This is a genomic window from Deltaproteobacteria bacterium, assembly GCA_016235345.1.
In the GTDB taxonomy this organism is placed as follows: domain Bacteria; phylum Desulfobacterota; class Desulfobacteria; order Desulfobacterales; family Desulfatibacillaceae; genus JACRLG01.
The window spans coordinates 36,907-59,044 of sequence record JACRLG010000029.1 but is presented as its reverse complement, the minus strand read 5'-3'; the positions used below and the strand labels follow the sequence as shown (position 1 = coordinate 59,044).

The 22,138-nt window shown below is 56.4% G+C and carries 10 protein-coding genes; 7 read left to right on the top strand and 3 right to left on the bottom strand.

Annotated features, from left to right (window positions below; all coding sequences use genetic code 11):
• Positions 1–349: 349 nt before the first annotated feature.
• Complete coding sequence (locus HZB23_15520) at positions 350–589, top strand: hypothetical protein (protein MBI5846066.1); 240 nt, start codon at positions 350–352, stop codon at positions 587–589.
• Positions 590–672: 83 nt separating this feature from the next.
• On the opposite strand, the gene HZB23_15515 is transcribed toward HZB23_15520, so the two are convergent.
• Positions 673–3,174 carry a tetratricopeptide repeat protein gene (locus HZB23_15515; GenBank protein MBI5846065.1) on the bottom strand — a complete coding sequence of 834 codons (2,502 nt, stop codon included), beginning with the start codon at positions 3,172–3,174 and terminating at the stop codon, positions 673–675.
• Positions 3,174–4,541, bottom strand: coding sequence for an AAA family ATPase (locus HZB23_15510; protein MBI5846064.1), 1,368 nt, complete (start codon positions 4,539–4,541; stop codon positions 3,174–3,176). The genes HZB23_15515 and HZB23_15510 overlap by 1 nt, the downstream gene beginning before the upstream one ends.
• A 587-nt stretch (positions 4,542–5,128) precedes the next feature.
• Here HZB23_15510 and HZB23_15505 point away from each other — a divergent pair.
• The 3 genes from HZB23_15505 to HZB23_15495 are packed head-to-tail and all read left to right on the top strand — an operon-like array spanning position 5,129 to position 6,281.
• Positions 5,129–5,716 (top strand): site-specific integrase, encoded by a 588-nt coding sequence (locus tag HZB23_15505; GenBank protein MBI5846063.1) that lies wholly within the window; start codon positions 5,129–5,131, stop codon positions 5,714–5,716.
• On the top strand, positions 5,688–5,981 hold the full coding sequence (locus tag HZB23_15500) for a hypothetical protein (GenBank protein ID MBI5846062.1): 294 nt from the start codon (positions 5,688–5,690) through the stop codon (positions 5,979–5,981). Before HZB23_15505 ends, HZB23_15500 begins: the two co-directional genes overlap by 29 nt.
• A gap of 30 nt (positions 5,982–6,011) precedes the next feature.
• The gene (locus HZB23_15495; GenBank protein MBI5846061.1) at positions 6,012–6,281 is read left to right on the top strand and encodes a hypothetical protein; all 270 of its coding nucleotides are present in this window, start codon (positions 6,012–6,014) and stop codon (positions 6,279–6,281) included.
• Positions 6,282–6,362: 81 nt separating this feature from the next.
• On the opposite strand, the gene HZB23_15490 is transcribed toward HZB23_15495, so the two are convergent.
• Positions 6,363–6,947: a hypothetical protein gene (locus HZB23_15490; protein ID MBI5846060.1), complete on the bottom strand. Its 585-nt coding sequence runs from the start codon at positions 6,945–6,947 to the stop codon at positions 6,363–6,365.
• A gap of 407 nt (positions 6,948–7,354) precedes the next feature.
• On the opposite strand from HZB23_15490, the gene HZB23_15485 reads away from it, so the two are divergent.
• The 3 genes from HZB23_15485 to HZB23_15475 all read left to right on the top strand — a co-directional run bounded on the left by HZB23_15485 (position 7,355) and on the right by HZB23_15475 (position 21,993).
• Positions 7,355–9,445, top strand: coding sequence for a hypothetical protein (locus tag HZB23_15485; protein ID MBI5846059.1), 2,091 nt, complete (start codon positions 7,355–7,357; stop codon positions 9,443–9,445).
• A 1,148-nt stretch (positions 9,446–10,593) separates the two neighbouring features.
• Positions 10,594–15,333 (top strand): hypothetical protein, encoded by a 4,740-nt coding sequence (locus HZB23_15480; GenBank protein MBI5846058.1) that lies wholly within the window; start codon positions 10,594–10,596, stop codon positions 15,331–15,333.
• Positions 15,334–15,402: 69 nt separating this feature from the next.
• Positions 15,403–21,993, top strand: a complete 6,591-nt coding sequence (locus HZB23_15475) for a hypothetical protein (protein ID MBI5846057.1) — start codon at positions 15,403–15,405, stop codon at positions 21,991–21,993.
• Positions 21,994–22,138: the final 145 nt, after the last annotated feature.

Below are 22,138 nucleotides of genomic sequence, written 5' to 3'. Positions count from 1 at the left end.
CGGCTTGCTCGTGCTTGGATGAAATCGCGGGCGACGGGCGGGGATGCCTCCGGCGGGGGCTCCCGACAAGGATGGTGTGTCATACCGGTTCTAACATTTAAAGTGGTCCAAACAACGGGGGCAGGCCAACGCTTTTCCAGTTCATCCTGAAGACCTTCCCCGCGCTTTTATAACCAGAATGTAACAATTAATCCAAACTGTTACATGGGCCTTTTTTCCAGTAAACGCTTTATGAAAAAGGAGACACAAATGATCGGAATAAAACACGAGATCCACTTTCGTAAAAGTATAGTGGACACGGTATTCAGACAGTGGTTTAAGCTGTGCGGCAAAGAAGCGGAAGGTCCACATGCCGGAGTTCAAGGCGAAGGTGGGGTTGGAGGCATTGCGGGGCGCAAAGAAGATCAACGAGATCGGCCAGGAGTACGGAGTTCATCCGGTCCAGGTCGGTCTGTGGAAAAAGGAGATTCAGGAACACGCCAGGACTCTTTTTGAAGGCAGGCGGGCCCCAAGCCTGCGGTGGCCCATCGGGAGCCGGAACGGCTCTTCAGCGAGATCGGCAGGCTTACGATGGAGCTTGACTGGATAAAAAAAGTCCGGGATCAGACTGCCGTAGTGCGTCAGGCGAGGATCGCAACGGGTGACGCTTTGGCCTTATCTCCTATCAACGAATCAAAGCGGTGGAACATCGGCAGGGTCGAAAAGCCAGGAGTCTTTTATTATCTCCTCAAGCTTTTCATTCAACGCGGGTATAATATATGAAGAATCATCAATTTTTGCTTCCCTTGCCCAGCCCACGTATTTTTCAGCAGTTATGCCGCGAGCCTGGGCGCAACGGCCCAAGAGATCAGAGGCTTCTTCATGAAGCCGCTTTAGCTTTGGATTCATATTTCCACGGGTTTTAACTAAATAAACGGCTGCAGCAGCCGTTAAAAGCGCGGTTTCGGAGGCAGGGCCGATTTTTTTTACCAAGACCCTGGCAAGGTTTATCGCATCCTCAAGGGGAAGCGGAATCCGCAGGTTCAGCCACAGTGCTTGAGCAAGGAACTTGAGGGCATCCTCGCCTTCCATCGAACCGAGATTCCCTAAAACTTTGGCCATAGCCATAAAAGCCTTGGACTTTCCCAAAAGCCCAGCTGCTTGCAGGTATAGTTCCCGTGCCTTTGCAGGATTCCCTTGCCGCTCCTGGACCCAGGCCATATTGTGAAGGGTTGCAGCCTTGCCGGAAAAATCACCGATCTGCTCATGCAGCTTTAGGGCTTCCTCCCAATACTCAACTGCGCGGGAAATATCTCCCTTTTGAAAAATCACTCCCGCCATATCATTAAGGGTAGCCGCTTTGCCCTCAACATCTCCAAGACGATTGTTTATCTCAAGTGACTCCCCCCAAAGCTTCATTGCACGGGAAACATCACCCTGTTTCATTATTGCCCCTGCCATATTGTGAAGCGTAGCTGCCTTGCCCCGAACATCTCCAAGACGATTGTTTATCTCAAGCGACTCCTCCCAAAGCTTCATTGCGCGGGAAACATCACCCTGCTCCACTATCACTCCTGCCATATTTGCTAAGGTTGTAGCCTTGCCGGAAACATCGCCGATCTGGTCAAATAGCTTTAGCGACTCTTCCCATAGTTTCATGGCACGGGGGATATCGCCCTGCTGAGCAATGAATTTCGCCCGTTCGTGAAGTGAAGCGGCCTTGCCATGAATGTCGCCTACCTGCTCCCTTAGCTTAAAAGAATCCTCCCAAAGCTTCATTGCATGGACAACATCTCCTTGGAGTGCAATTACTTGTGCCATATTGTGAAGGGTTGCAGCCTTGCCGGAAACATCACCCATCTTATCAAATAACTTAAAGGAATCCTCCCAAAGTTTAATTGCGAGGGAAACGTCGCCCTGTCGGGCAATGAGTCCAGCTATATTGGAAAGGGCCGCTGCCTTTCCATTAACATTGCCGATCTGATCAGCAATTTTCAATGATTCTTCCCAAAGTTTCATTGCGAAGGTTAAGTCGCCCTGCTTCGCTATTACCAAGGCCATGTTTGCTTGGATCGCCGCTTTGCCTTGGACGTCTCCAATCTGCTCCTTTAATATAAGGGACTCTTCCAAAAGCTTCATTGAGCGGGGTACATCCCCCTGCTGAGCAAAAACTCCGGCCATATTGTGAAGTGTCGCCGACTTGCCCCGAACCTCTCCCAGCTGTTCGTTAATTCTGAGAGCCTCCTCCCAAAGCTCCATGGCGCGGGTAACGTCGCCCTGTCGGGCTATGACTCCGGCCATATTATTGAGAGTTTCCGCCTTGAGCTTATCGTCACCCGCTTTTTCGGCAAGCAGCAAGGCTTGGTTCCAAAGGTCATTCGCCCGGTCAATTTCGCCTATAGTGGCCAAAATGCACGCCTGATCATTTAAAATCCCTGCTTTTCCTTCCGGGTTATCGTGCAATTCATGGATGGCCAGAGCCTTGTCCAGCGCCGCAAAAGCATCCCTGGGCCTTCCCCGCATGGCCCAGGCGTCCGCCGCAGACCGAAGCAGCCTGGCCCGGCTCATACGCTCGGCCTTGTTGCCGCTTGCTTCAAGGGCCGAAGCAAGGCCATCGTAATATTCCCCATCCTTCAATTCATGGGGGAGGATGTCGGAGCCGCCACTTGACCGTATGTTTTGGAAAAGAAATGGAGTCTGATCACCGGCAATTGCGGGAAAAACAAACTTCGATGAGCGAACGGACCAAAGATCGGGGGCTACGGATTGGGCAAGAAGAAAAACAAGCGGAGGCCCCATAAGAAGGATTGCCGAAGGACAGGCCCTTATTAGCCTGTTCCGCTGCTCATTCAATAAAATCAGGGCATTGGTCCAGCCGGCCCGAAGTTCGTCTTCACGGCCTTCCGACCTTACGGCTATAATATGCCTGCCTTCCGCCGGGCTTTGAACCTGAAGAAGCTTTTCCAAAAGACGGGAAAGGTCTGCCGGATTTTCGTAAAAAAAATCAAGGTGGGTGTTTCCGGGAATGTCGCTGTACTTCAGACGGTTGTCAATTTCCTTGAGGACGTTCGGGGAAGAACTGCAAACAAAAAAAAGCTCGAAACCCTCCCCCACTTCCAATGCGTCACGAAGGAGAGAGTATTGCTCCTCCCCTTCCTTTCCGAGGAATACAGGGGTCCCTCTTTCGGTACTCATCAAGGCTCGCCCTCTTTGGCCTTGTCCTTTTCAGCCTTGCACTCTTCAAGAGCATTCTTCATTACCGAGGTATTGCTGAGAAGGGGATGAAGGTCCAGCCATTTTTCCCCATTCTGGTACGAAAGCACGAAATGCCTGTCAAAAAGCCTGGCAAGTCGTAACTTGTCTTTACCGGTCCAGCCGCTCAAGCTGTGGTTAATGGCGACTTTGCACAAAAGAGGCAAATCAGCGCCGTCCAGGCCCAGTTCATAAGATTCTGTATAAATTTCTATAACCCTGTCAATGTCTGACCTGAGCTTTTCCGGCGAGATGGGCAAAGCCTCGGTTTTTGTATTGCGCAGTATCACTTCCCGGATCATGCGAAGCAGGTCGCGCGGATAACCTCCGCTCAGAATCACCAAAGGCTCTACCTGCTTGCGGCCTCCGAAAATTTGTTCAAGGTTCATCCTTTTCCCAAGCAGGTCCAGCATTGCGTCAATGCCGCCCTGGTAGGGCGATATCTTGTATCCACCATCATCATTCTTCTCTCTTTCGGATACCTTGCACATGGGAAGCAAATAGGTTCTTCCCAGGTCGCAGTCCGCACCTGTTTCGGTGAAGGAAAGCCACGAAGGCACCGTGTAAATGGCGTGGCAGGGGGTTTTTAAAAGTTTCCAGTCGCGGATGAACATTGTTTCGACACTTTGCCTGACCTCATCCTCATTCCTGGCGTCCCCTTGCAGTTTTTCAAAGCTGTCCAGAATTAAAACGGTTCCCAGCGTCGCGGGGTTTTTCCTGGCGATTTCTCCGATTGACTCATCCAGAAACCCACGGCATTCCTTCACCAGCCGGGGTCTCTTGTCCTCCAGGGCCTTATTCAGTTTATCCCTGAACTCGGAATTCTGCTTTAGGCTTAACTCCAGTTCAGCCACCCCGGATACGCCGAACTTGAAGTTTTCAATTTTTATTTCCTGCTCCAGAAAAGACTGTAATCTTTTCCAAAAGCTTTGGGTATTATCGATATATTTTTTATCCATAAGAAAACGGCTGAATCCGGCTGCAATGGAAATCCACAGATCAGAAACCGTTGCGGGTACAGTCAGATTAAGGTATTCATCGGTATCAACGTAGACCACTACATATCCATTTTTTTCAAGTTGATGCTGAAGCCTTAAAAGCTCCGTTGTCTTTCCGCTGCCCCGAAAGCCCGAAAACAGAAGGTGCGCTTCCCCGTCAGCGATGGCGATGGCGTCTTCCAGTTCCGCGACGATATCGCCGTCGCTTCCGCGAAGTCCCATGGCGCTTAGCGAAACATACCGGTCATCGTTCCATTTCAGATATTCATCGGGCTTGCAGTTGTTATAGGCTTTTTTCAATACAGGATTCATCGCGCGTGTCCTTTACGAAACGCTGGCACTTAGGGCATGTGGCCTGAAGTATAGGGTAGTAAAATTTTACCTTGTCCGCAGAGTGTGTCGGAATTCGGTAAATCGGAACTTCTGCGTGATCATCATTTTGAACAATTATCATTTTTGTGATGTTCCATCAATGGCTAAATATTGGATTGCCTAAAATTTGGATTCGAGCCACAGCCAAACCACCGATTACTGGCGCGACGAGAGTCCGCAGAAAACCAACCGGGCGATCAAGGTTCTCGTCATGGGCGAATTGCCCGGCACCCGCTGACATACGCTGACATCGCGGGGCTATCTTGACCGGTTCCTTTGCAAACATCACGAAATCAAGCTCAAAGCCCCCGATGTAACACTTTGAGCAAAGCGTTACATCGAAACGCCAGGATTGTGCTTTTCCAGTTCATCCCGAATACCTTCCCATCGAATTTATAACCAAAATGTAACATTGATGATTTTTATAGTAAACGCTTCGTGAAAATAGCCCCCGCCTGGAGATGTCTTCCAGGCTGGGGCTATTTTTTTGTTTACATTCATGTCACGATTTGTGCTATGCCTGAAAAATGGCATCACTTCCCCAGAGAACATCGGCGTACACGCTCAAACCCACTGAGGTGAAGGCGCTAATTTTCAACTGTCAAAATCTGCGTGAGCGCATCATAATCCGCCTGATGGCCCATTGCGGTATGCGTCGGGAAGAAGTCGCCTCTATCCGGGCCGAGAAGATCGACTGGACCCGGAACCGCATTTCCTTTGTCGGCAAGGGCAGGCTCCCCGGCGTCGTCCCCATGCCGCCCGACCTGCTCCAAGACATCAAGTTCTTTCTCACCGGGCGCGACTCTGGTTGGGTTTTCCCGGCCAAGAAGCGGATGGACCATATCACCCTTGTCCAAGTGAACCGCATCGTCACCGAGGTTGGTAAACGTGCAGCGATCAAGAACCCAAACCCCAAAAGCAAAACGGGAAACATTCACCCGCACCTTTTGCGGCATACGTTTGCGCGTCTTTGCAAGGACGCTGGTTGCTCCATCGAAACCACACAAGGATTGATGCGCCATGCCAGTTTCAAAACCACTTATGATATGTACGGAACCCAAGACTTCGAAGCCGTTCAGGAGCAGTATGAACGCAACGTCCTCACGCGCCTGTAATTTCCTGATTGATGTCCAAAGGCACGAACTCTATTGCACCAAGTGCCATGGTGAGTGCGACAAGCTCGCCCTGCCCGCGTTCGACCTCTTTTGGTGTCCGAACCTTTTGTGCGAAAATATCGACGAGGTTCGGTATTACGGGAAGCACGACAAGTGGCGGTTCCTGGCCCCTGGCCGGGTCATTCAGGAAAACCTTTTGCAACAGGCGATGCACCATATTTTGAAGAACAGCCTGTTGCCGGAGGCGGTTCCGGTGGAAGAATAGCTTTGAATCTCGACCGTAGAAAGGACTGCCATGAAAGTCTGGATCAAATCATTTGAAGTGAACATGGAGATCAAGCAGAACGGCCTTGAATTGGAAGTTCGGTCCCCGAATGGTAAAGAACAACTGGGAGATTGTTACGTCACCATGACGGGCCTGACTTGGTGTTTAGGAAAAATAACAAGAGCCAACGGGGTCGAGCTGAAATGGTCAGAGCTTGCGACCCTTCTCAGCTCCGTTGAAGCTCGGAAGGCCGCGTTGAAAGCGGCAAAAGCGGTCTTGAACGGAACGAAGCCCGATTAATAACAAAACCCCGTTGTGGCTCATATTTTCCGATTTATGAGCCACAACGGGGTTTGTCGTTAACGGATGAGACTCAAGGCCTCAGTTCATTATGCACTCCTTGAAAAGAGCGGGATACCGCTCGATGAGATACTGCAATTCACCCCCGCACCCGAACCGATCCAGATAGACGTTGTACTTGAACGAGAAACCCTGATCCGGCGACATCCCGAACAAGACCTGTGATGGCCTGGAGTACGTCCCCATGGACTCCGCGAGGTCGTCAATGCCCATCGGAGCGCCGTTCATGACGGTGTCGCAGTCCAGGTAGGTTCCGTTTCCGGGGTGATGCCGGTGTCCGTAGACCATGACATCGAAGTCGTGGATCGCTTTCCAGCCCCCGAACTTTGCCCTGGCCGCAGGCGTTTCCGTTTGAACCGGGGCCTCGTGCCGCAGATGGATGTTCCAGCCCTTGATCTTGAAATTCAGGTAAGGCGTTGTCGTGGCGTACTCGACGCTGGTCCCGGTCGGGTCTTCATAATAGGACAGCATCCGAAGCATCTGCATGACGATGAAATCGTAGTTGTTCTCCATCGGGGCGTACTTGTTCTGACGCCCGTGGTTCCCCCGGCACCCGCGAACGTGAACCGGAAGCCCCAACGCCCGGACCCCTTTGATGATGTCCAAGATGCCCGCCACGGCCAGCGCAATCTGGTCCTCATTCGAGCAACTATTCCAAGGTTGATGTCCTTATGAAAAGTGATGAAATCATAAAGATCCGGCCATTCATAACGTGTTGATATCACATGTCATTGAAAAGCGGTTTTCAGGTAGCTTTCGGGCTTGAAGAAAAGGCGGGTTACAGAACCCCAGGACGGGGCGCTGGCATGCTGGGAAGCGGGTTTTAGCAATTTTCGCGTTGAGCGCAGTTTGGTACCTTTTGGGTTGCGGGACCAAATTGTCAACCATGAAATGCTTGACAATTTGACAGTTATTAGGCTACAGTGAATATACTCCCCCTTAACATGACTTAAATAAAAATTCAATGGAAGATGACGAAACTTCTTCGTCACGCTTTTCCAAGGAGCCTGAAAATGGTCGCCACTTCTGCCATGAAACGAATCGTGGTTTTGGTTCTTTTGCTCTTTTTGACAGGGGGAACGACATCAGGAAAAGAAGGGCAAAGTCCTTGCATTCGTCGTCCACTCGATGGCTCCATGACAGTCCAAGGTGCAGGGGCGCTGGCCGCAGCACCTGTTGAGACGGGCCTGGGAGGCCTGACGATGAAGACCATGCTTCCCCTACGGGCCGTCAGGCCCCCGGACCTTGGCTACGAAAACATACGCCGAGCCATGGACTCGGATCCAAGGGGTTGCTTCACATATCCGAAAGATCTGGATATTTTGATTTCTCCCAAAGAAGGACTTTCATTCACAACTGACAGGCTTGTTGCGGTTCTGGAAAAGCTAGATGAGCTGATTTTCACCGGTCAACGTGTGCTTCTCCTGCCCGGAGACGTCCTGCATTTCACGCAAATGGGAGAATTTTCTGAGACGGTAGGCGGTGAGAATTACACTCCTTTCCCGCCCGGAATCGTCACTTGGCGGCTTCCTCTCAGGTATCTTGCCGTCCCAGCTGAGTCGGCAGAGGCTCAGAAGCCAGCGGATTCAGACCAGAGCAAGAAGCCCTGCGCCTGGCCCAACGACCTGGAACGCTTCGTACTGGCCAGGTTTTTCGCGGCCAATATGGGTAATTACAGTAACAAAGATCACCAAAACCTATACATAGATCTCAGCGGGGGGGCCGCCAACAGTTTATTAGGGAACGAAAGCAAAGCCTGGAATGCTCTTCTCAGTCCATTTCAGGGGGCACTGTCACTTGCGGCTGCACCGCATGACTTTAACAATCACCACGCGTATCTGGAGGCGCGTCTCCTATATGTGATGAATGCAGCGGAGCTTCAGGTGGAGTTTAGTGCGCCAGGATCATCCCGCGATAAAAAGACCTCACTGGCCAAGGATTTGAAAACCTTTTCCGAAAATTTTTTCAACCTTTCCGGTCTCCGCGTTAATGGAGGGGTTTACGAACGAATTTTTGGCGGGATCCCGCACAGTAATGATTATCCGCCCGCAGACCTGACTTGCCCCGCCAACGCGGCATGTGTGACCGCCACCGTTAATCGTAAAGATTCATCCTGGTTCGCGAATCGCGACTATTCCATGGAAGCTAACCAGTGGGGGTTCGACGAACGGGTCACTCTCGAACGAAACTCTGTTTTCTGGGGTTCCACCGTTTGGCCTGAGTCATCCTGGTCCCTGAGGGACTGGGAGGCCGCTCGGATATTTGGCCGGGTCGACCCCGTTATCCGTCAGTTAATCCTCAAATCACCTCCGGGGCGGAACTGCGCAAAGGACAGCAATGGCCTCTTGGCCGCTGGCGGCTCCAATGTCATCGTCCTGAACATCCTCTGGCCTGGAGACCCCGGAGCACCCAATGCCGTTTTCGCAGAGACCACCATGTCTTTAAAGAAGCACCCCGACGTCTGCCTGGCTACCTACGGGGACACTAAAGCTGGTGGTGCCCAGGGCGGTGAATTATTTATTTCCTATGAGTCCTTTTATCGCCTCTACCGCTTGTACGACAGCTACAAGAATGATCCGCTCGTACTGCCCGCATTTGACCTGCGATCCATGGTCTTTGAGGAGGGCGGCCGGCAAACCAAGGTGGCGATCAGGGAGCCCGGCCTTTGCTACAAGGATACAGACTTGAAGTGGGTTGAGGAAGAGGGAGTTTCAGCCTTGCCGGAGGTAGGAGCGTTGCAGAGCCCAATCATCCAGCCTAAAAATTTCTGGATACTCCTCGGGCAGATGGCGGCAAGCGTGTACTCGTGGGATCATTATCGGTTCAAGAGCCCAGCAGTGAAAGAGAACATCACCGGCGTCCGGACCCTGGAAGGCGTATATCTGGAAGTAGTGAGCGATGACAAAACGGCCAGTCAAATCGTGGAAATCGACTCGCGGTCCGGGCGTGTGCATATCAAAGGAGCGATCCCGGAAGGCGGGAGGGCTTTCATCCACTCCGCCGATCTTGCAAAAATGACTCCTTTCACGGTTCTGGAGGTGGAGGGCCTGGGGCGCTCGCCTCTGCCGGGATTCCCTGACATCTACAGGCTGTCGCGAAGATAGTTTAACATTAAAAGCAGCGAGTGGAAAGAGACGTCATGAGTATAACAATAAATCTATTCGGTAAAAAGCTGGCCTTCAAGCCTGATCCCTCCGGTATAAGCCACCACTTTGAAGACAGCCTACGGTTAAGCCTCCAGGACGGTAAGCTAATCCTAACCACGAACGGCTTTGCCGATGGCTTGTTCAAAGTCGAATGCCCAATCTCCTTCAAGGCTACTCTGGAAGGGTATCCCGGGGACCAAAGAATAGTGCTGGCGAGCCCTGCGGATAACAATTCAATTCAGTTAAGCCTAAGCTTGCCAGGAGGAAGACAGGTTTGGGGCAAGGATTTTATTTCTATCGAGGCCACGCCCCAGGTCGTCGAAGAACACACTGTTGTATTCCAGGTAACACATCTGCAGGTAAAAAATGTCGCCATAAATCAACTACCTAATAACCTCCATGGACCTGGCTTCTCTTGGGTCACAGGCAGTTATTCAAAAGACGATTTCAAGATCGGTCTTTTTTTTAGTGGTGGGGTTGCAGGTTCAGATGCCACCGGGCGCGCCTGGCAGATTCTCCGGGACCAAGTTCCAGGACCAAACATAGAGAAGTCTGGTTCGGACCAGTTTGATGCACAACTCGTAATCAGAGCCCAGGCGATTTACACGCTGGCCATTCAGAAGTTGTGGCTTTACAGAGTGCGATTCGACTGGGGAAACTCCGGGTGCGGACTCATGCGTTTTTTTCCCCGAGGCCACTCGCTGAATATTACTCCAGAAATTTTCAGGGGGAACAGTTGCGATCGGGCTGGCAATAAGTACCCGGGACTTATCCTGTTCAACCACACCCTGATCAACGGGGAGTTAGAAAGCCGGTTCCAACCCAATGGGAATAAAATAACGCTCTCCCGTGCCTGGGTGCCGAGGGACGAGAATAACCCGCCCGGACTTCTGATCCACGCTCTGAAAGACGAAAACTCCTTGCCCCTGTGCTTAACCGCAAACGATACAGATAAGAAATTCGACTTGCGATACAGACCAGAAAAGCCCTCCTCACCTGGGATTATTCTGGATGTTCAGGGAGAGAACGGAAACCTCCCGGTAACGATAAGGAAAATCAAGGTTGAAAAGAAAAGTCATGTCCACAGTAGGGAAACGCGCGACTGGGTGAACTCCCAGGGAATCCTCGTTCTTGAGCCGGAATCTAATTTCCCACGGGAGATCCATGGAATCGCCTCCAATGCTTTTCTCCAGACGGAATTCGTCCTCGCCACCGCGGCGGACAAAACCAGCATTTTCGTGATCGACCAAATACTTCGCCCACCGGCGGACGTAGCCCACCAGCGTCTTGGCCTCAAGATCGTCGGCCAGGATGACTGTAAAATCGCATTTCCCTACCTGGAAGAGGACTTTCTGCCCAGCGAAAAGGATCTCGCGGTCGCGCTGGCCGGCCAAGGCTCCACCAAGGCCGTGGGAACCCGCACACTCACCAGGAAAACAGCGGCCGTCATCGAACCCCTGGAGCTTCCCGCCATGGACGCCCGGGCCTCGGCCTCCTGGCTTCTGTCGCCGGACGCCATGGGGCGCGATGAATTGGTCGCTAAAGCCGGAAATGCGCTGGACATATGGTACAAAGGGCTGGATGAAGGCTTCCTTAAGAGATTCACCCAAACCGTAAGCCATAACCAGAAGCACCTGGCTGGATTTCGGCTCAATCACATCAAGGAGGAATCCAAATCCGAGTCCGGGTCCATAGAGCCAAAACCCCAGACCATCCTGGGGCGGCTAACGGGGCTTCAAGGCGGCTTTGTTGACACCAAGCCCCAGCCCATGGCCATGAAGATGGAAAGGGCCAACTACTCCTTCGGCTTCGAGTCCGGCTCAAAAGAGGCCGCCAGGCTTGTCGGCGTCGAGACGCCCAGGGACCTTCTGGAGAAGGCCATGGCCGACGTGGGGGCCCTTTGGAAGCGGGCCTGGGTTCCTGACGGGGGCCAGGAGTTCCTGGAGATTCTTAATTGGGCCGGCACCCCTCAGGACCTCCAGCTCTTTTATGCATCCTTTCGTAATCAGGTCATGGATAGCCTTTGCGACCTGGAACGGAAAACCGAGCCTTGCCTGCGAGTCTACCGTGCGGCTCGGGTGCTTTTGGGAGTGGTCGACGAAGTACGAAAAAAGCTGGGTGCCGTAACCGAGAGCAACATCAAAAATCAATGGAAGGATCTTTATTTGGAGATCCTTTCCTGGACACCGGAGAAGTTCCAAGATGAGTGGAACGATCTGCGGAAAAACTTCCAGAAGCCCAGCGGAAAGCTCGATTTCCGGTTCCTGGCAACGGCGGTGAGCCGGGCCCTGGGGGCCGCGGAGAGAAAAGGGTTTACCAAGGCCGAGGCCGAGGTCCTTCCCTTCACATCCCTCATGCAGGAGGTTGTAGAGGGTGTGCTTCTCATGGGCGAGAAGGCCGTCGCCCTCTGCTTTAAAAACACCGACGAGTGGAACAAGTTCATAGAGGACGCCAAGACAATCTTTAGCGATGATAAAGCGTTGCTGCTCTTCAGCGAAAAGTGGATCCAATCCGCCAGGCTGGAAGGAGCCGGAGCTGAAAACCACTTGTGGAAGGACTTCTGCGATTGTGCGGCCCTGGCGGCCGGCTTTGACATGAACATGTACGTCCGCATAGCGGACTTCATTCTATCCATGGCCGGGGACAACAGCGGGATAGCCAACGTGGCGAAAAAGCTCCTGGCCAAGTCCATCCAGGCCGAGTTCGACCAAAGGGTGAAGGCCTTGGCCTCCGAGCTCAAGATCACGGTCCCCATGGGCTGGGACGAGAGCCTGCAGCGGCTGGCAAAGTGCTGGGAAGGAGATTACAGTGAACTCGCGACTCAGTTTCCACCTCTGGGGGATACGTACAAGAAGATGACGGCCCAGTTCGAAGCCCTGCGCGGGCACTTGGGACAGATGGGCTATACGCCCGACCTTTTGGAAAAGGTCGTGAACCTGCGGGAGATCCCCGGCTTCGGCCCCGTCAACCTCGACCTCCTGGCACAAGCCATCGGCGTGGTTAAGGAAGAAAAAGGGTTCGCCAGGGACGCAGGCCATCTCCTGAAATCCCTGGCCAACCCAGACCCGCCCTACGTGGCGGTGAGCAGCCGCTTCCAGGCGGTGTACTCCCCCGCCTTTGCCGGATGCATAAAGGACATCCAAAAGTTCATGAGCGAGCGCCTGGAGCTTTGCTCCCTCATGGATGAGAAGGCCTGGGACCTGAACCTGGACAACGGCGAGACCACGGTCATCCTGAAGCGCAGCAAGTCCATCCGCCTGTCCGAGATCCTCCTGGAACTCCACCAACGCTACGCCCGCCTGCCCGACTTCCCCGATCCCCTGGGACTTTGGAGCAGTGCCTTGAAGGACAAGGTCGACTTCGAGCCCGGTAATGACGCCTGGCCGAAAAAGCTTGTGGACGCTTGGTTGGAGCGCTTCGTGGACGAGGAGGTGAAAAAGCCCGGATGGCTGGGGCTCATCATCTTAAACCCCCTGGCGGACCTCTCCTCGGACCCCATGACCTCGGATCTCTGCGGCCTCCGCTTCATCCGGGTCAAGTACGTGGCCCTCGCAGGCTGGGGGGTCAGGATCGACAAACCCAAGAGCGGCCGCCTCGCCGACAAGCTGGACATCATGGCCACCGTCTTCCAGGAAGCCCCATCCGAAGATGGAGACGCGAATTTGACGCCCGTTGCTGGGCGGGATGCGGGCCTTTCCCTGGTCAAGTTCGAGGCCTGGATCCGGAACACCCGGCTGGTGCCCACCCGCACCCTGATCGAGCTCCGTCTGGACATCGACCGGCTGTGGGGACACCGAAAAGACAGGTTCTCGAGCATCACCATCTTCGGCAAGGTCCGGCAGGCCGCCGACGGCTCCTCGTCCGAGCTGGAGTTCGGGGTGGTGTTCGACCAGGCACTCAAGCTGCCCATAGAAGTGCTCTTCATCAAAGAGGTGGCCGTACGCTCTTTCCGGGCCGGCAGAAGACATGGCCGCGCCACCCTGGAGATAGACGCGGACCTCATCCTGCGGGCCATCGAGGCGTCCCGCCTCAATGTGCCTGACCTGAAGTTCCAGGGGCCGTCCGGCAACGGAGAGACGAAGATCCTCTTCAAGTCCTTCCGCCTGATGCTCCCCTCTTCCAAGGGCAAGAACGACATGGCCATGGGGACCCAGCGGTCCCTGGAGTTCGACTTCGACTCCATCGAGTTCAAGCTTGGGCGGCCGCTAGAGCTCTGCCTGGAGTTCCTGGATCTACGGCTCAAGTCCATGGGCTTTCTGCGGATCAAGGAGAACGCAGAGGGCCTCTTGACGGCGGTCCAGGACCTCGCCGATCGCTTTCCCGTGCTGCTCAGCGGCTTTGAGATCCCCTCCCTGGCCGGGGGCGATTACTCGCTTCCCTACATGGTCTTCGACGTATCCTTCGGCAAGCTGCCCGCCCTGGGCGCGGTGAGCGTGGGAAGCCTCTCCCTCTCCGCCCTCATCGGCGCGCGCGTCAAGCTCACGGCCGGCGATCCGGAGATAACCCCCTGCGTGGCCCTGGGCGCGGTGGAGATCAAGCGCTTCCGCTTCGATCTCTTCGGCATTCTCACCTTCAGCTTCGAAAGCCTCACCTTCGAGCCTGGATACAAGAGCTCTCTGAATAATGAAGAGGAGTACACGGTCCTCCTGGTGAATGACTTCCGCCTCTCCCTTCTGGGAATGGACCTCATCGGCGGCCGGAACAAAAAGGGCGGTTACCTTCTGTTCCTGCACCGGAAAGGGGGAGGCTCGGGGGTCCTGGCCTACCTGAACTTTTCCAAAGACCTTTCAAAATTGCTTCGGGTGGACTGGATTCTGGTGGCCTACAACATGGAGGTGGATCCCAGTATCCTCACGTGCCTGCTCATGAGCGGTACCTCCCGCAAGGCCAAGGAGGACGCCGACAATGCCATCATGGGCGATCCCCACGCCTCCCCGCCAAAACCGGGCCTCGTGGACAAGGACTGTAAGAAGGTCAAGGCCGCCCTGACCGGAGAAAAGGACTGGCTCTTCGGCATCAGCTTCACCCTGGGCACCTCCATAATCGAAAGCGGGCGCTTGGTCCTGCACCAGGACCATTTCTACGGGATCAGCCTGTCCGCCAATTGGATCGAAAAGGCCTTCGATGGCGACACTATCACCATGGCTTTCATCCCGGGCCGGAACCGCAAGGACGACAAGTTCTACCTGGACATCCCCATGCCCAAGCTCGATATGCTCGCGCCGGGCTTTCAGGCAGGATGGCTCACCTTCTCCTTCACCCCGGGCAGTCTGGACTTCCTCATGGGCTTCGGGTTTCCGTGGTGGGCCAACGGGATGTACCAGATGACCCGCAGCTTCAGCGTGATGGCCAGCGGCTACGAGAGCAAGTTCGGCTTTTACGTATCCAAGTTCTCCCAGGGGGCCGACAAATCCCTTCAACTCGGTGGGGGAATCGCCCTATATGCGGGCCTAGGCTTCGCGGCCGGAAACAGCGTGGCCTGGGTCCGGGCGGGCATCGGCGTCATGGCGGTCATGGAAGGCTCCATAACACTATCCCTGGACAAAACGTTCTCCGAGGCCATCGATAAGGTGGACCTGACGGTAGCCTTGGGCATCTACGCCTACGGCGAGGGAGGCATCGACGTCTGGGTCATCTCGGCCCGGTTTCTCGTGGAGCTTCAGTTCGTGACGAAAGCCAGTCTTTCCTGGAAGCGCGGCGCGCCCATGCGGTTTTTGGCTGAGGCCACCATGGCCGCCAACTACTACGCCTCGGTCACCATCGGAAAGGGTTGGTTCCACTACACCTTTACGGTGGAGGGCAGCGTTTCAGTGCCCGTGAGAAAACAGCTCGCCATCAGCCGGTAAGGCGGGGAGCTTCACTACCCGGCGCGAATCCAGGGTTGTCAAACCAACGCCAAGGAATGGGGTTTTATCATGGGAAACGGCAGGATCGTGTTCATCAACCCGGAGATTCTGTGCCCGGAGATCCTCCTGGCCGGCTTCAAGAACGCCAAAGGAGAGCCAGCCCTGGCAAAAAGCACGCCGGAAGATCTCCATGTACACCTGACCGTAGTGCCTTTTCTCGCTGACGACAATCGCTCGCCCTGGCCCTGGGACTATTTCCAGAATCAGTCAGCGTGGATCTACGAGGTGGCCCCGGTGCCCGGCAAGAACGAGGGGGAGGCCCCCCCGGACTGGAGCGCGGAACCCAACGGAGAGCACAACCTCTGGGTCCCCGTGCCCCTGGCCCCGGACACGGAGATCACGGCCACGCTCAGCTCCTCCGCGGGGGAAAAAACAGTGAACCGCACGGTCGGCGACATGGCATTCTCCCCCGACCCCGGCCAATGGGCCAAGTTCTGGATCGACAACAACCTCAGGCTGGTCAAGCCCTTCCGCTTCTCATCGGAAACCGATGGGATCGGGCCCTGGACCTGGGATTCGGAGCCAGCCAAACGCGTCTACACCCGCCTGCAGCTTTTGGAGCTGCTGCACTGGGCCCGGGCCCTCCTGCGCCTGCACCTGGACAAAGGCTTTCCAGACGGCGTGGAAGGGAACCTATTGACGGCCCTCAGATACGTGTGCGAAACCTTGGATATCCGAAACTCGGCAGGGCTGGATGATAAATGGAACTTCGACGACGTGGGGGACATCGACGGCACCGGTGACATGGACGACGCAGGAAACGTCCTGAGCATCGCCAGGTGGCTGATAAACGAGAAGCACTCCATCAGCATTCCGAAATGGCCGGTGGACGGCCAAGAGATGGAGCGGCTCCTGCCCGAGCGCGTGGAGTACGGGTCCAAGGAGATGACAGGCCACGCTCGGGAGCTCTTCGACGAAAACAAGGACAAGCCCTATGCCCGGGTGATGTGGGAGGGCTTGGCGGCACAGCTCGGGCGCATCCCCAAGCCCACCGAAGATTCCCATGCGAAGGAACTGCTAAAGACGGACTCCAGAATCCTGGGCCTCCGGAACCTCTTCTTCTTCGGGGAGCGGCTCCTGTGGCCCGTGAAAGACGGCACCTCCCTCTATGATGACGGAAAGATACTCCGGATCCCCGAGGCGCACTCCGGGGAAAAGGGCGACGATGCCCAATGGGTGCCCGCCGTTTCGCTCCTGGGCCTGACCCTGGGATGGAGAGGATCGGATCTCAAGAATATCCTCGATGGGGATAATCTTTCACTGAAAATTTCCATCAATACAAAACAAATTATCCTTTCCAGGGAGACTCATCCGAAGGAGAACGACTGGCTTTGCCGGAGCCTTAAAACCTACTGGGAGGCTTGCGAAAAATACCTCCAATACTCCCCGGAGTCCAAGAAGCGTTTCCAGGTAGAGACAAAGCTTGAATCGGAGGCTGAAGGCGCGGGCCCGGTCTGTTACCAGCCCAAGCTGGCCTATGCCCAGCCCTATGGCGACGCGCCGGAAAAGCCCGAGGGAAGCGACAACAAGGCCTTCCAGGTGCCGGAGTCCATCCTGGACGCCCTGGAGGAGGATGGGCGCCTGGAGTCGCCTCTGTGGCGGATGGGGAAGTTCACCCCTGCCCACCTGGACACGCGCGAAGGCCATCCGGTGCTGGGCGTGCCCACGCCCCAGAGGCAAAGCCTGCGCCGCTCCGAGCTCCTCCCGGGCACGTGGGGCAAGGGCGACTTCAAGAACATGGTCCGGCTGGGCCTCAAGGTGGAGGTGACAATCATCCACCAGGCGGTGGCCCCTCCCGAGAGGGGTAAAAGGACGGGTGAAGGCGAGGCCCCGGCGCCCACCCCCGAGCCCTTTCTCAATAACGGCCAGACAGGCTTTTTCCTCCGCTTGGTGACCGACGGCCAGGACGCAGTTGAAGCCAAGAGAATGGCGCGCTATTTCGAAGACTTCCTGAAGGCCGAAACCCGAACCCAGGCCTTTGACAAGGCCTTTCTGTGGATGGCGGAGCCCCCGAAGCCGGCCCAGGGCACAGCGGAGCCGGCGCCTAAGCCGGAAAAGAAGGTGACCGAGGTGAACATGCTATCCCTGGGTAAGGCCAAGCTAACGGCCATGGGGGAAGGCCGGGGCCTCCTGCACGGTGATAAACAGGAAAGTTCCTCGCTCCAGGCAGTGTCCAACTGGCTTTCCTCCCTGCAAAGCACAACCCCGGCCACGGGAGAGGGAGGCGACGGGACAGGGGGAGGCGAAATCGGGGCGGCCGCGGCCCTCCGGCGCGCTGGGCTTCCGGCCGGCGCCCTGGCCTTTTTGGTTCTCAAGCCCAAGGTCCAGGATGGCGCGGACATGGATTTCAACCTGATCCTGGCCCAAAGCGGGGAGAAGGACGAGCCCGCCGCGGTGATCGCTCTCAAAAAGGCCATGATCCTCGATTTTTTCCGGTCCACCGAGCACCTCTCGGACACCATCTCCCTTACATTCGATCGAAGCAGCTCAGACCCGGATGTCTCGATCCTCTGGACCGACTTCATCAACTTCAACAAGGCCTGGCTGTGGATGCACAAAGAAACTGAAGAGCAGGCCTCGTGGTATAGGCTCACCCAGAAGGGCCATCTTCTGGCGAATACGTGCGAGTCCGCAGATACGAGCACAATCCGGTTCCGTTACGACTTCACCCACGAGTTCGGCCTGGAGTCCTCGGCAAGCCGGGAGGACCAGCGCCAGGAGCTTGTAAAGAACGAAAAGTGGCGCTACGCGGTGCACCGGCGTGCCTCCACCCCCTGGTATTTCTCCCTGTTTCTGGACCATCAGACCGGGGTCCGCATGCTGGTCCGGGGCTTCGACCACCATAAGCTTCCCTTCTACAACCCGGTCCCCCACCCCGCCGCAGCCCACGGCAACCCCCTGCCTCCCGAGACCAGCGGAGAGACGCCGGAGGTAGGCAAACGCTTCACCATGGCCATCTTCTCCCTCAAGGCCGCCGGGGACGGCCAGGAGGAGCTTTGCCTGCACTTCCAGAAGGAGTACTTCGAGCTGTGCCTGAAGGCCGTGGAGCAGGGCCGGGCAAAGGACACGGCTGCCGACCAGGAGGACACGGCCGGAGTCACGCGGCTGAGGGAGGCCTACGAGACTCTCATGGCCATGTTTCCGGAGGGCGCGAACTCTGCCCTGGAGCTCGTCCTGGAGGAATGGAACTTCGACAACACCTTGAACAAGGTGGACGCACAGTCCTGGAGCTCGGACGAAAACCCCAGCCTCCTGGGCTCCCTTCGCCTTTCCAAGCGGCGGTACAAGACCATGGACGGCCGCGTGGACTTGGCGGCCCTGGCCGGTCTCCTGGAGCCCGCTCCCGAGGGTACACAGTCAGGCTACGAAGGATTCATCGGCAAGCTTAAAGACGCCACCGCCAACAGCCACTGGGACGAAAAGTTTCATTTCAAGTTCACCTTAAACACGGAGAATTGGAGCACCGAAACGGAAAACAGCCTCGGGAAAGTCCCCATCGGGCCCGGGGAGATTGGGAAGACCGCGAACATAGTGCGGGTCGGCCTCTTCATCGCCCGAAGCTCCGAGGTGACGGGCGCAAGAACCGTGGCCGTCGGCGATCTTTTTCCCGCGGTGGTGGACAAAAATAGCTCGCTGGTCACCTTGCCCGGAGGGCTGGACCAGGCGGACTGGACCGCCCCTCTCCTCGGCGAGGACAACCAGGTCAGGAAGATCGCCCATGCCGAGGCCAAGGCCTTCCTTGACAAAGGCTCCTTTTGCAAGGGCTTCACATGGTTCGAGAAAAAGCCGGAGCCAGGGAAAGCTGAGGAGCAGAACCCGGAAAAGGACCCGGAAAGGTTTTCGAAGCTCCTGGGGCCCCATGCCCCGTTCTGCTGGAAACCGGCCGGGCACATGGGCATGGCATCGGAGGAGAACAGGTCCACGCTGCTCTTCACCGTTCCCTTGGCCTTCCGGCCCCTGGCCCTGGGCCAGGGCAAGCTGCGCAAGGCCCTGTCCGACGACCGCACCGTCTATGACTTCGCATGCTTCTGCCTCAAGGTGCTGGAAGCGCTCTGCCGGGGGGGCATGCCCCCTGGAATGGAAATCACCGGTCGAGACAAGGCTCCAGGCTCAGAGTGTGGACTTTCAGCCCTGGATGCCGTTCAGTGGCAGGAAAAGGCCAGGACCCTGCGCCGGGAAGTGGCCCAGCGGCTTGCCTACTACTTCCTCGCCATGGTGGAGGACGACGAGGAAAATGTGGGGGAGCTGCGCAAGGACCGCTTTCGCGAAAGGCTCGCCCAGCGCATAAGAAACAAAAGACTCGACGACGACTATCCCATGCGGCTCAATACCGCCAGGCACCTCCGCTTCAGGGCTCTGGGCGGCCAAGGGGATCCCGGGCCGGCCCGACAGGCCGTGGCCGCCATTCTGGCCAAGGACATCACCTGGTTTTCCCGGGCCAAGGGCTTTGCCCTCCACCTCTTCCACGGCGAGGACTTGGTGGGTGACGGTTACCTGAAACCCAGCTACAGCAGCCGGCTTTACAGCCTGCAGATCGGAAAGCTCGTCGAGGACGTGGCGCGGAAGCGCGCAAAGGACGAGGCGGGAATGCACGCGTTGGAAAGTGGCCGCAAGGATGAGGCCTCCCAGCCCAAGGTGGACATGGACCGCTTCACCTTCACCTCCTTCCTGGGAGAGTCGAAGCAACGATTCCTCATCGATATCCTGGACGACGAGACCTACGATAACGAGTTCCAGATCATGCCCCAAACAGTGCTGGGACGCTCGGGCGAGGATATCCTGGAGCAGGCGAACTTCTACCCGGCCTGGGACGAAAAAGCCGCCCGACTGATCCCATCAGCCGAGGCAGAGGAAAGGGACATGCGGGTGAAAATCCTGCACCATAACCCCGAGTGGGTGATAAAGGACCCCACGACCAACACCAGGGAAGAGTTTTACCTCCTGCCTTCCCGGCTGCCCCCCAGCGCGCCCGTGCACGTGAACCTCGTGGCCCAAAGCACTCCTTCCCAATCCGTGGAAAGGCCGGACAACACCAACGTGGAGCTTTTTCCTGCCGACTACCACTCCCTGAAGGGATGGACGGAAGACTCCAGGCACGATGACGTGACCGAATATTTCAAGAACCATATCGACGACATTATCAAGCGCTCGATGGAGGGCGGCGACAGTGGCCTCCCGCCCAGGCTGGAAGGCGTGAGCCGGGTTTTGCGAAAAAGCGACGTGACGGTGCCCACGGCCCTCATTGGGTCGGACAGCATGGCTTTTCTCGCGGAGGCCTCCATCAAGCGCCATGCCTACATGGGGCATTGCCACTTCCTGGTGGAGCCCGACGAGGAGGCTGCCGCCGGTGGAGGGCTTGAAAGCTTCGTCAACGATCGCTTCATCATCGAGGTGGAGGAGCACCCCAGGGATGGGTGGATTGGGGAAAAAAATACCGGGGGAAAGGCCCCAGCCCCAGGGCCAGGAGATGGCAAGGACGAGCCCTGGAAGGATCTCGTTTCGGCCTTCCAGTACTGGCGGCAAACACAGGTCGACACCCAGGACCAAGCTGGCGAAAAGCCCGAGGTCAAGCTTGAGGATCTGGAAAAGGGCCTTAGATCCGCCTGCGCCGAACTTTTTCCGGCAACGAAGGGCGGAGGGCAAAAGCTGGCCGCCGATGGCAGGGAGCCGCGCAAGATCCGCCAAATTTACACCCTCATCAAGGGCGTGGATGGCTACAAGGGCGACCTGGTCCTGGACACGCGGGAGGCCCCCAATAACTACTTCGGGAGCGTCATCGGCGCAAGCTTCATGGAAGCGAAGCCCGAGGCGCCGGCGGCGTCCGGCACGGGGTTCGGGAAAAAGCCCCTTTTCGTCCTCAGGCTCACCTTTCTTCTGGACGCAGCCTTCAACTACCGGGTGCGGCTTCGCACCCTTCGCAACTACAGGGATATCGACCACGACGGCGACTCGGACATCAACCCCTGCTTTCTCATGGAGAGCGCCTATTCTGCGTGGGCCGAGTTCAAGAACGTCAAGGTGACCCATACGGCCGCGAGCATGCCCGAAGGCCTCAAGCGGCTGCCCCACGCCCCCATGATCAACGGAGAGGTCTCCTGCTCGCTTACGCAATGGGCGGCCGCCGGGCCCGAGGACCTCACCGCAAGGGACTTGGGAGACCGGCTGGGAAAGGCCTTCAGCATGCCCTTCATGCAGCCCCCGGGCGAGCCCGACAAAGGGGTCCACCTCTGGAGCCCTTTGCTGCAAGGCCAGCGTGGGATCGAGTCCGAAAAAACTATCAGGGTCAACATCGTATACTCCCGCCTGGACAGGGACACCCATCCCATCGCCATGGGCACTGAATCGGGACAAGCCCGTCCGGACGTCACGCGGGACCAGTACATGAGCCGGGCCCTGGGAACGAATCGGAGCGTGCCCGCGAATGAGTCCCACAAGCTCTTTCAGGGCGTGATCAAAGCGCACATCCCCACGACCTCGGTTGCAGTTACCATACGATGGGAGGCGCCGCCGCTGGCCCGGGATGAAGGTGAAAAAGCTGAGGCCTCAGGCGACGTCATCATGGAGGTTAAAAATTGGGAACTGGATTGGAATCAAGATTGAAGCCAGATAGAGGCATAACATATCCTGGCATAGGAGGGGCCGGGCGGGATGAGCCTTCCCACCTATTCCGCATGATGGAAAACGCTGAAATTTCCTTCACCCAAATACCTTACGAGGCGGGCCTTACATAGTTGAGCATCGCCAA

Bases quoted from the DNA above. Each gene is read 5' to 3' on its own strand.
- HZB23_15495 (MBI5846061.1), top strand. From the start codon at position 6,012: ATGAAAGTCTGGATCAAATCATTTGAAGTGAACATGGAGATCAAGCAG.
- HZB23_15520 (MBI5846066.1), top strand. From the start codon at position 350: ATGCCGGAGTTCAAGGCGAAGGTGGGGTTGGAGGCATTGCGGGGCGCA.
- HZB23_15475 (MBI5846057.1), top strand. From the start codon at position 15,403: ATGGGAAACGGCAGGATCGTGTTCATCAACCCGGAGATTCTGTGCCCG.
- HZB23_15515 (MBI5846065.1), bottom strand. From the start codon at position 3,174: ATGAGTACCGAAAGAGGGACCCCTGTATTCCTCGGAAAGGAAGGGGAG.
- HZB23_15510 (MBI5846064.1), bottom strand. From the start codon at position 4,541: ATGAATCCTGTATTGAAAAAAGCCTATAACAACTGCAAGCCCGATGAA.
- HZB23_15505 (MBI5846063.1), top strand. From the start codon at position 5,129: ATGGCATCACTTCCCCAGAGAACATCGGCGTACACGCTCAAACCCACT.
- HZB23_15485 (MBI5846059.1), top strand. From the start codon at position 7,355: ATGGTCGCCACTTCTGCCATGAAACGAATCGTGGTTTTGGTTCTTTTG.
- HZB23_15500 (MBI5846062.1), top strand. From the start codon at position 5,688: ATGAACGCAACGTCCTCACGCGCCTGTAATTTCCTGATTGATGTCCAA.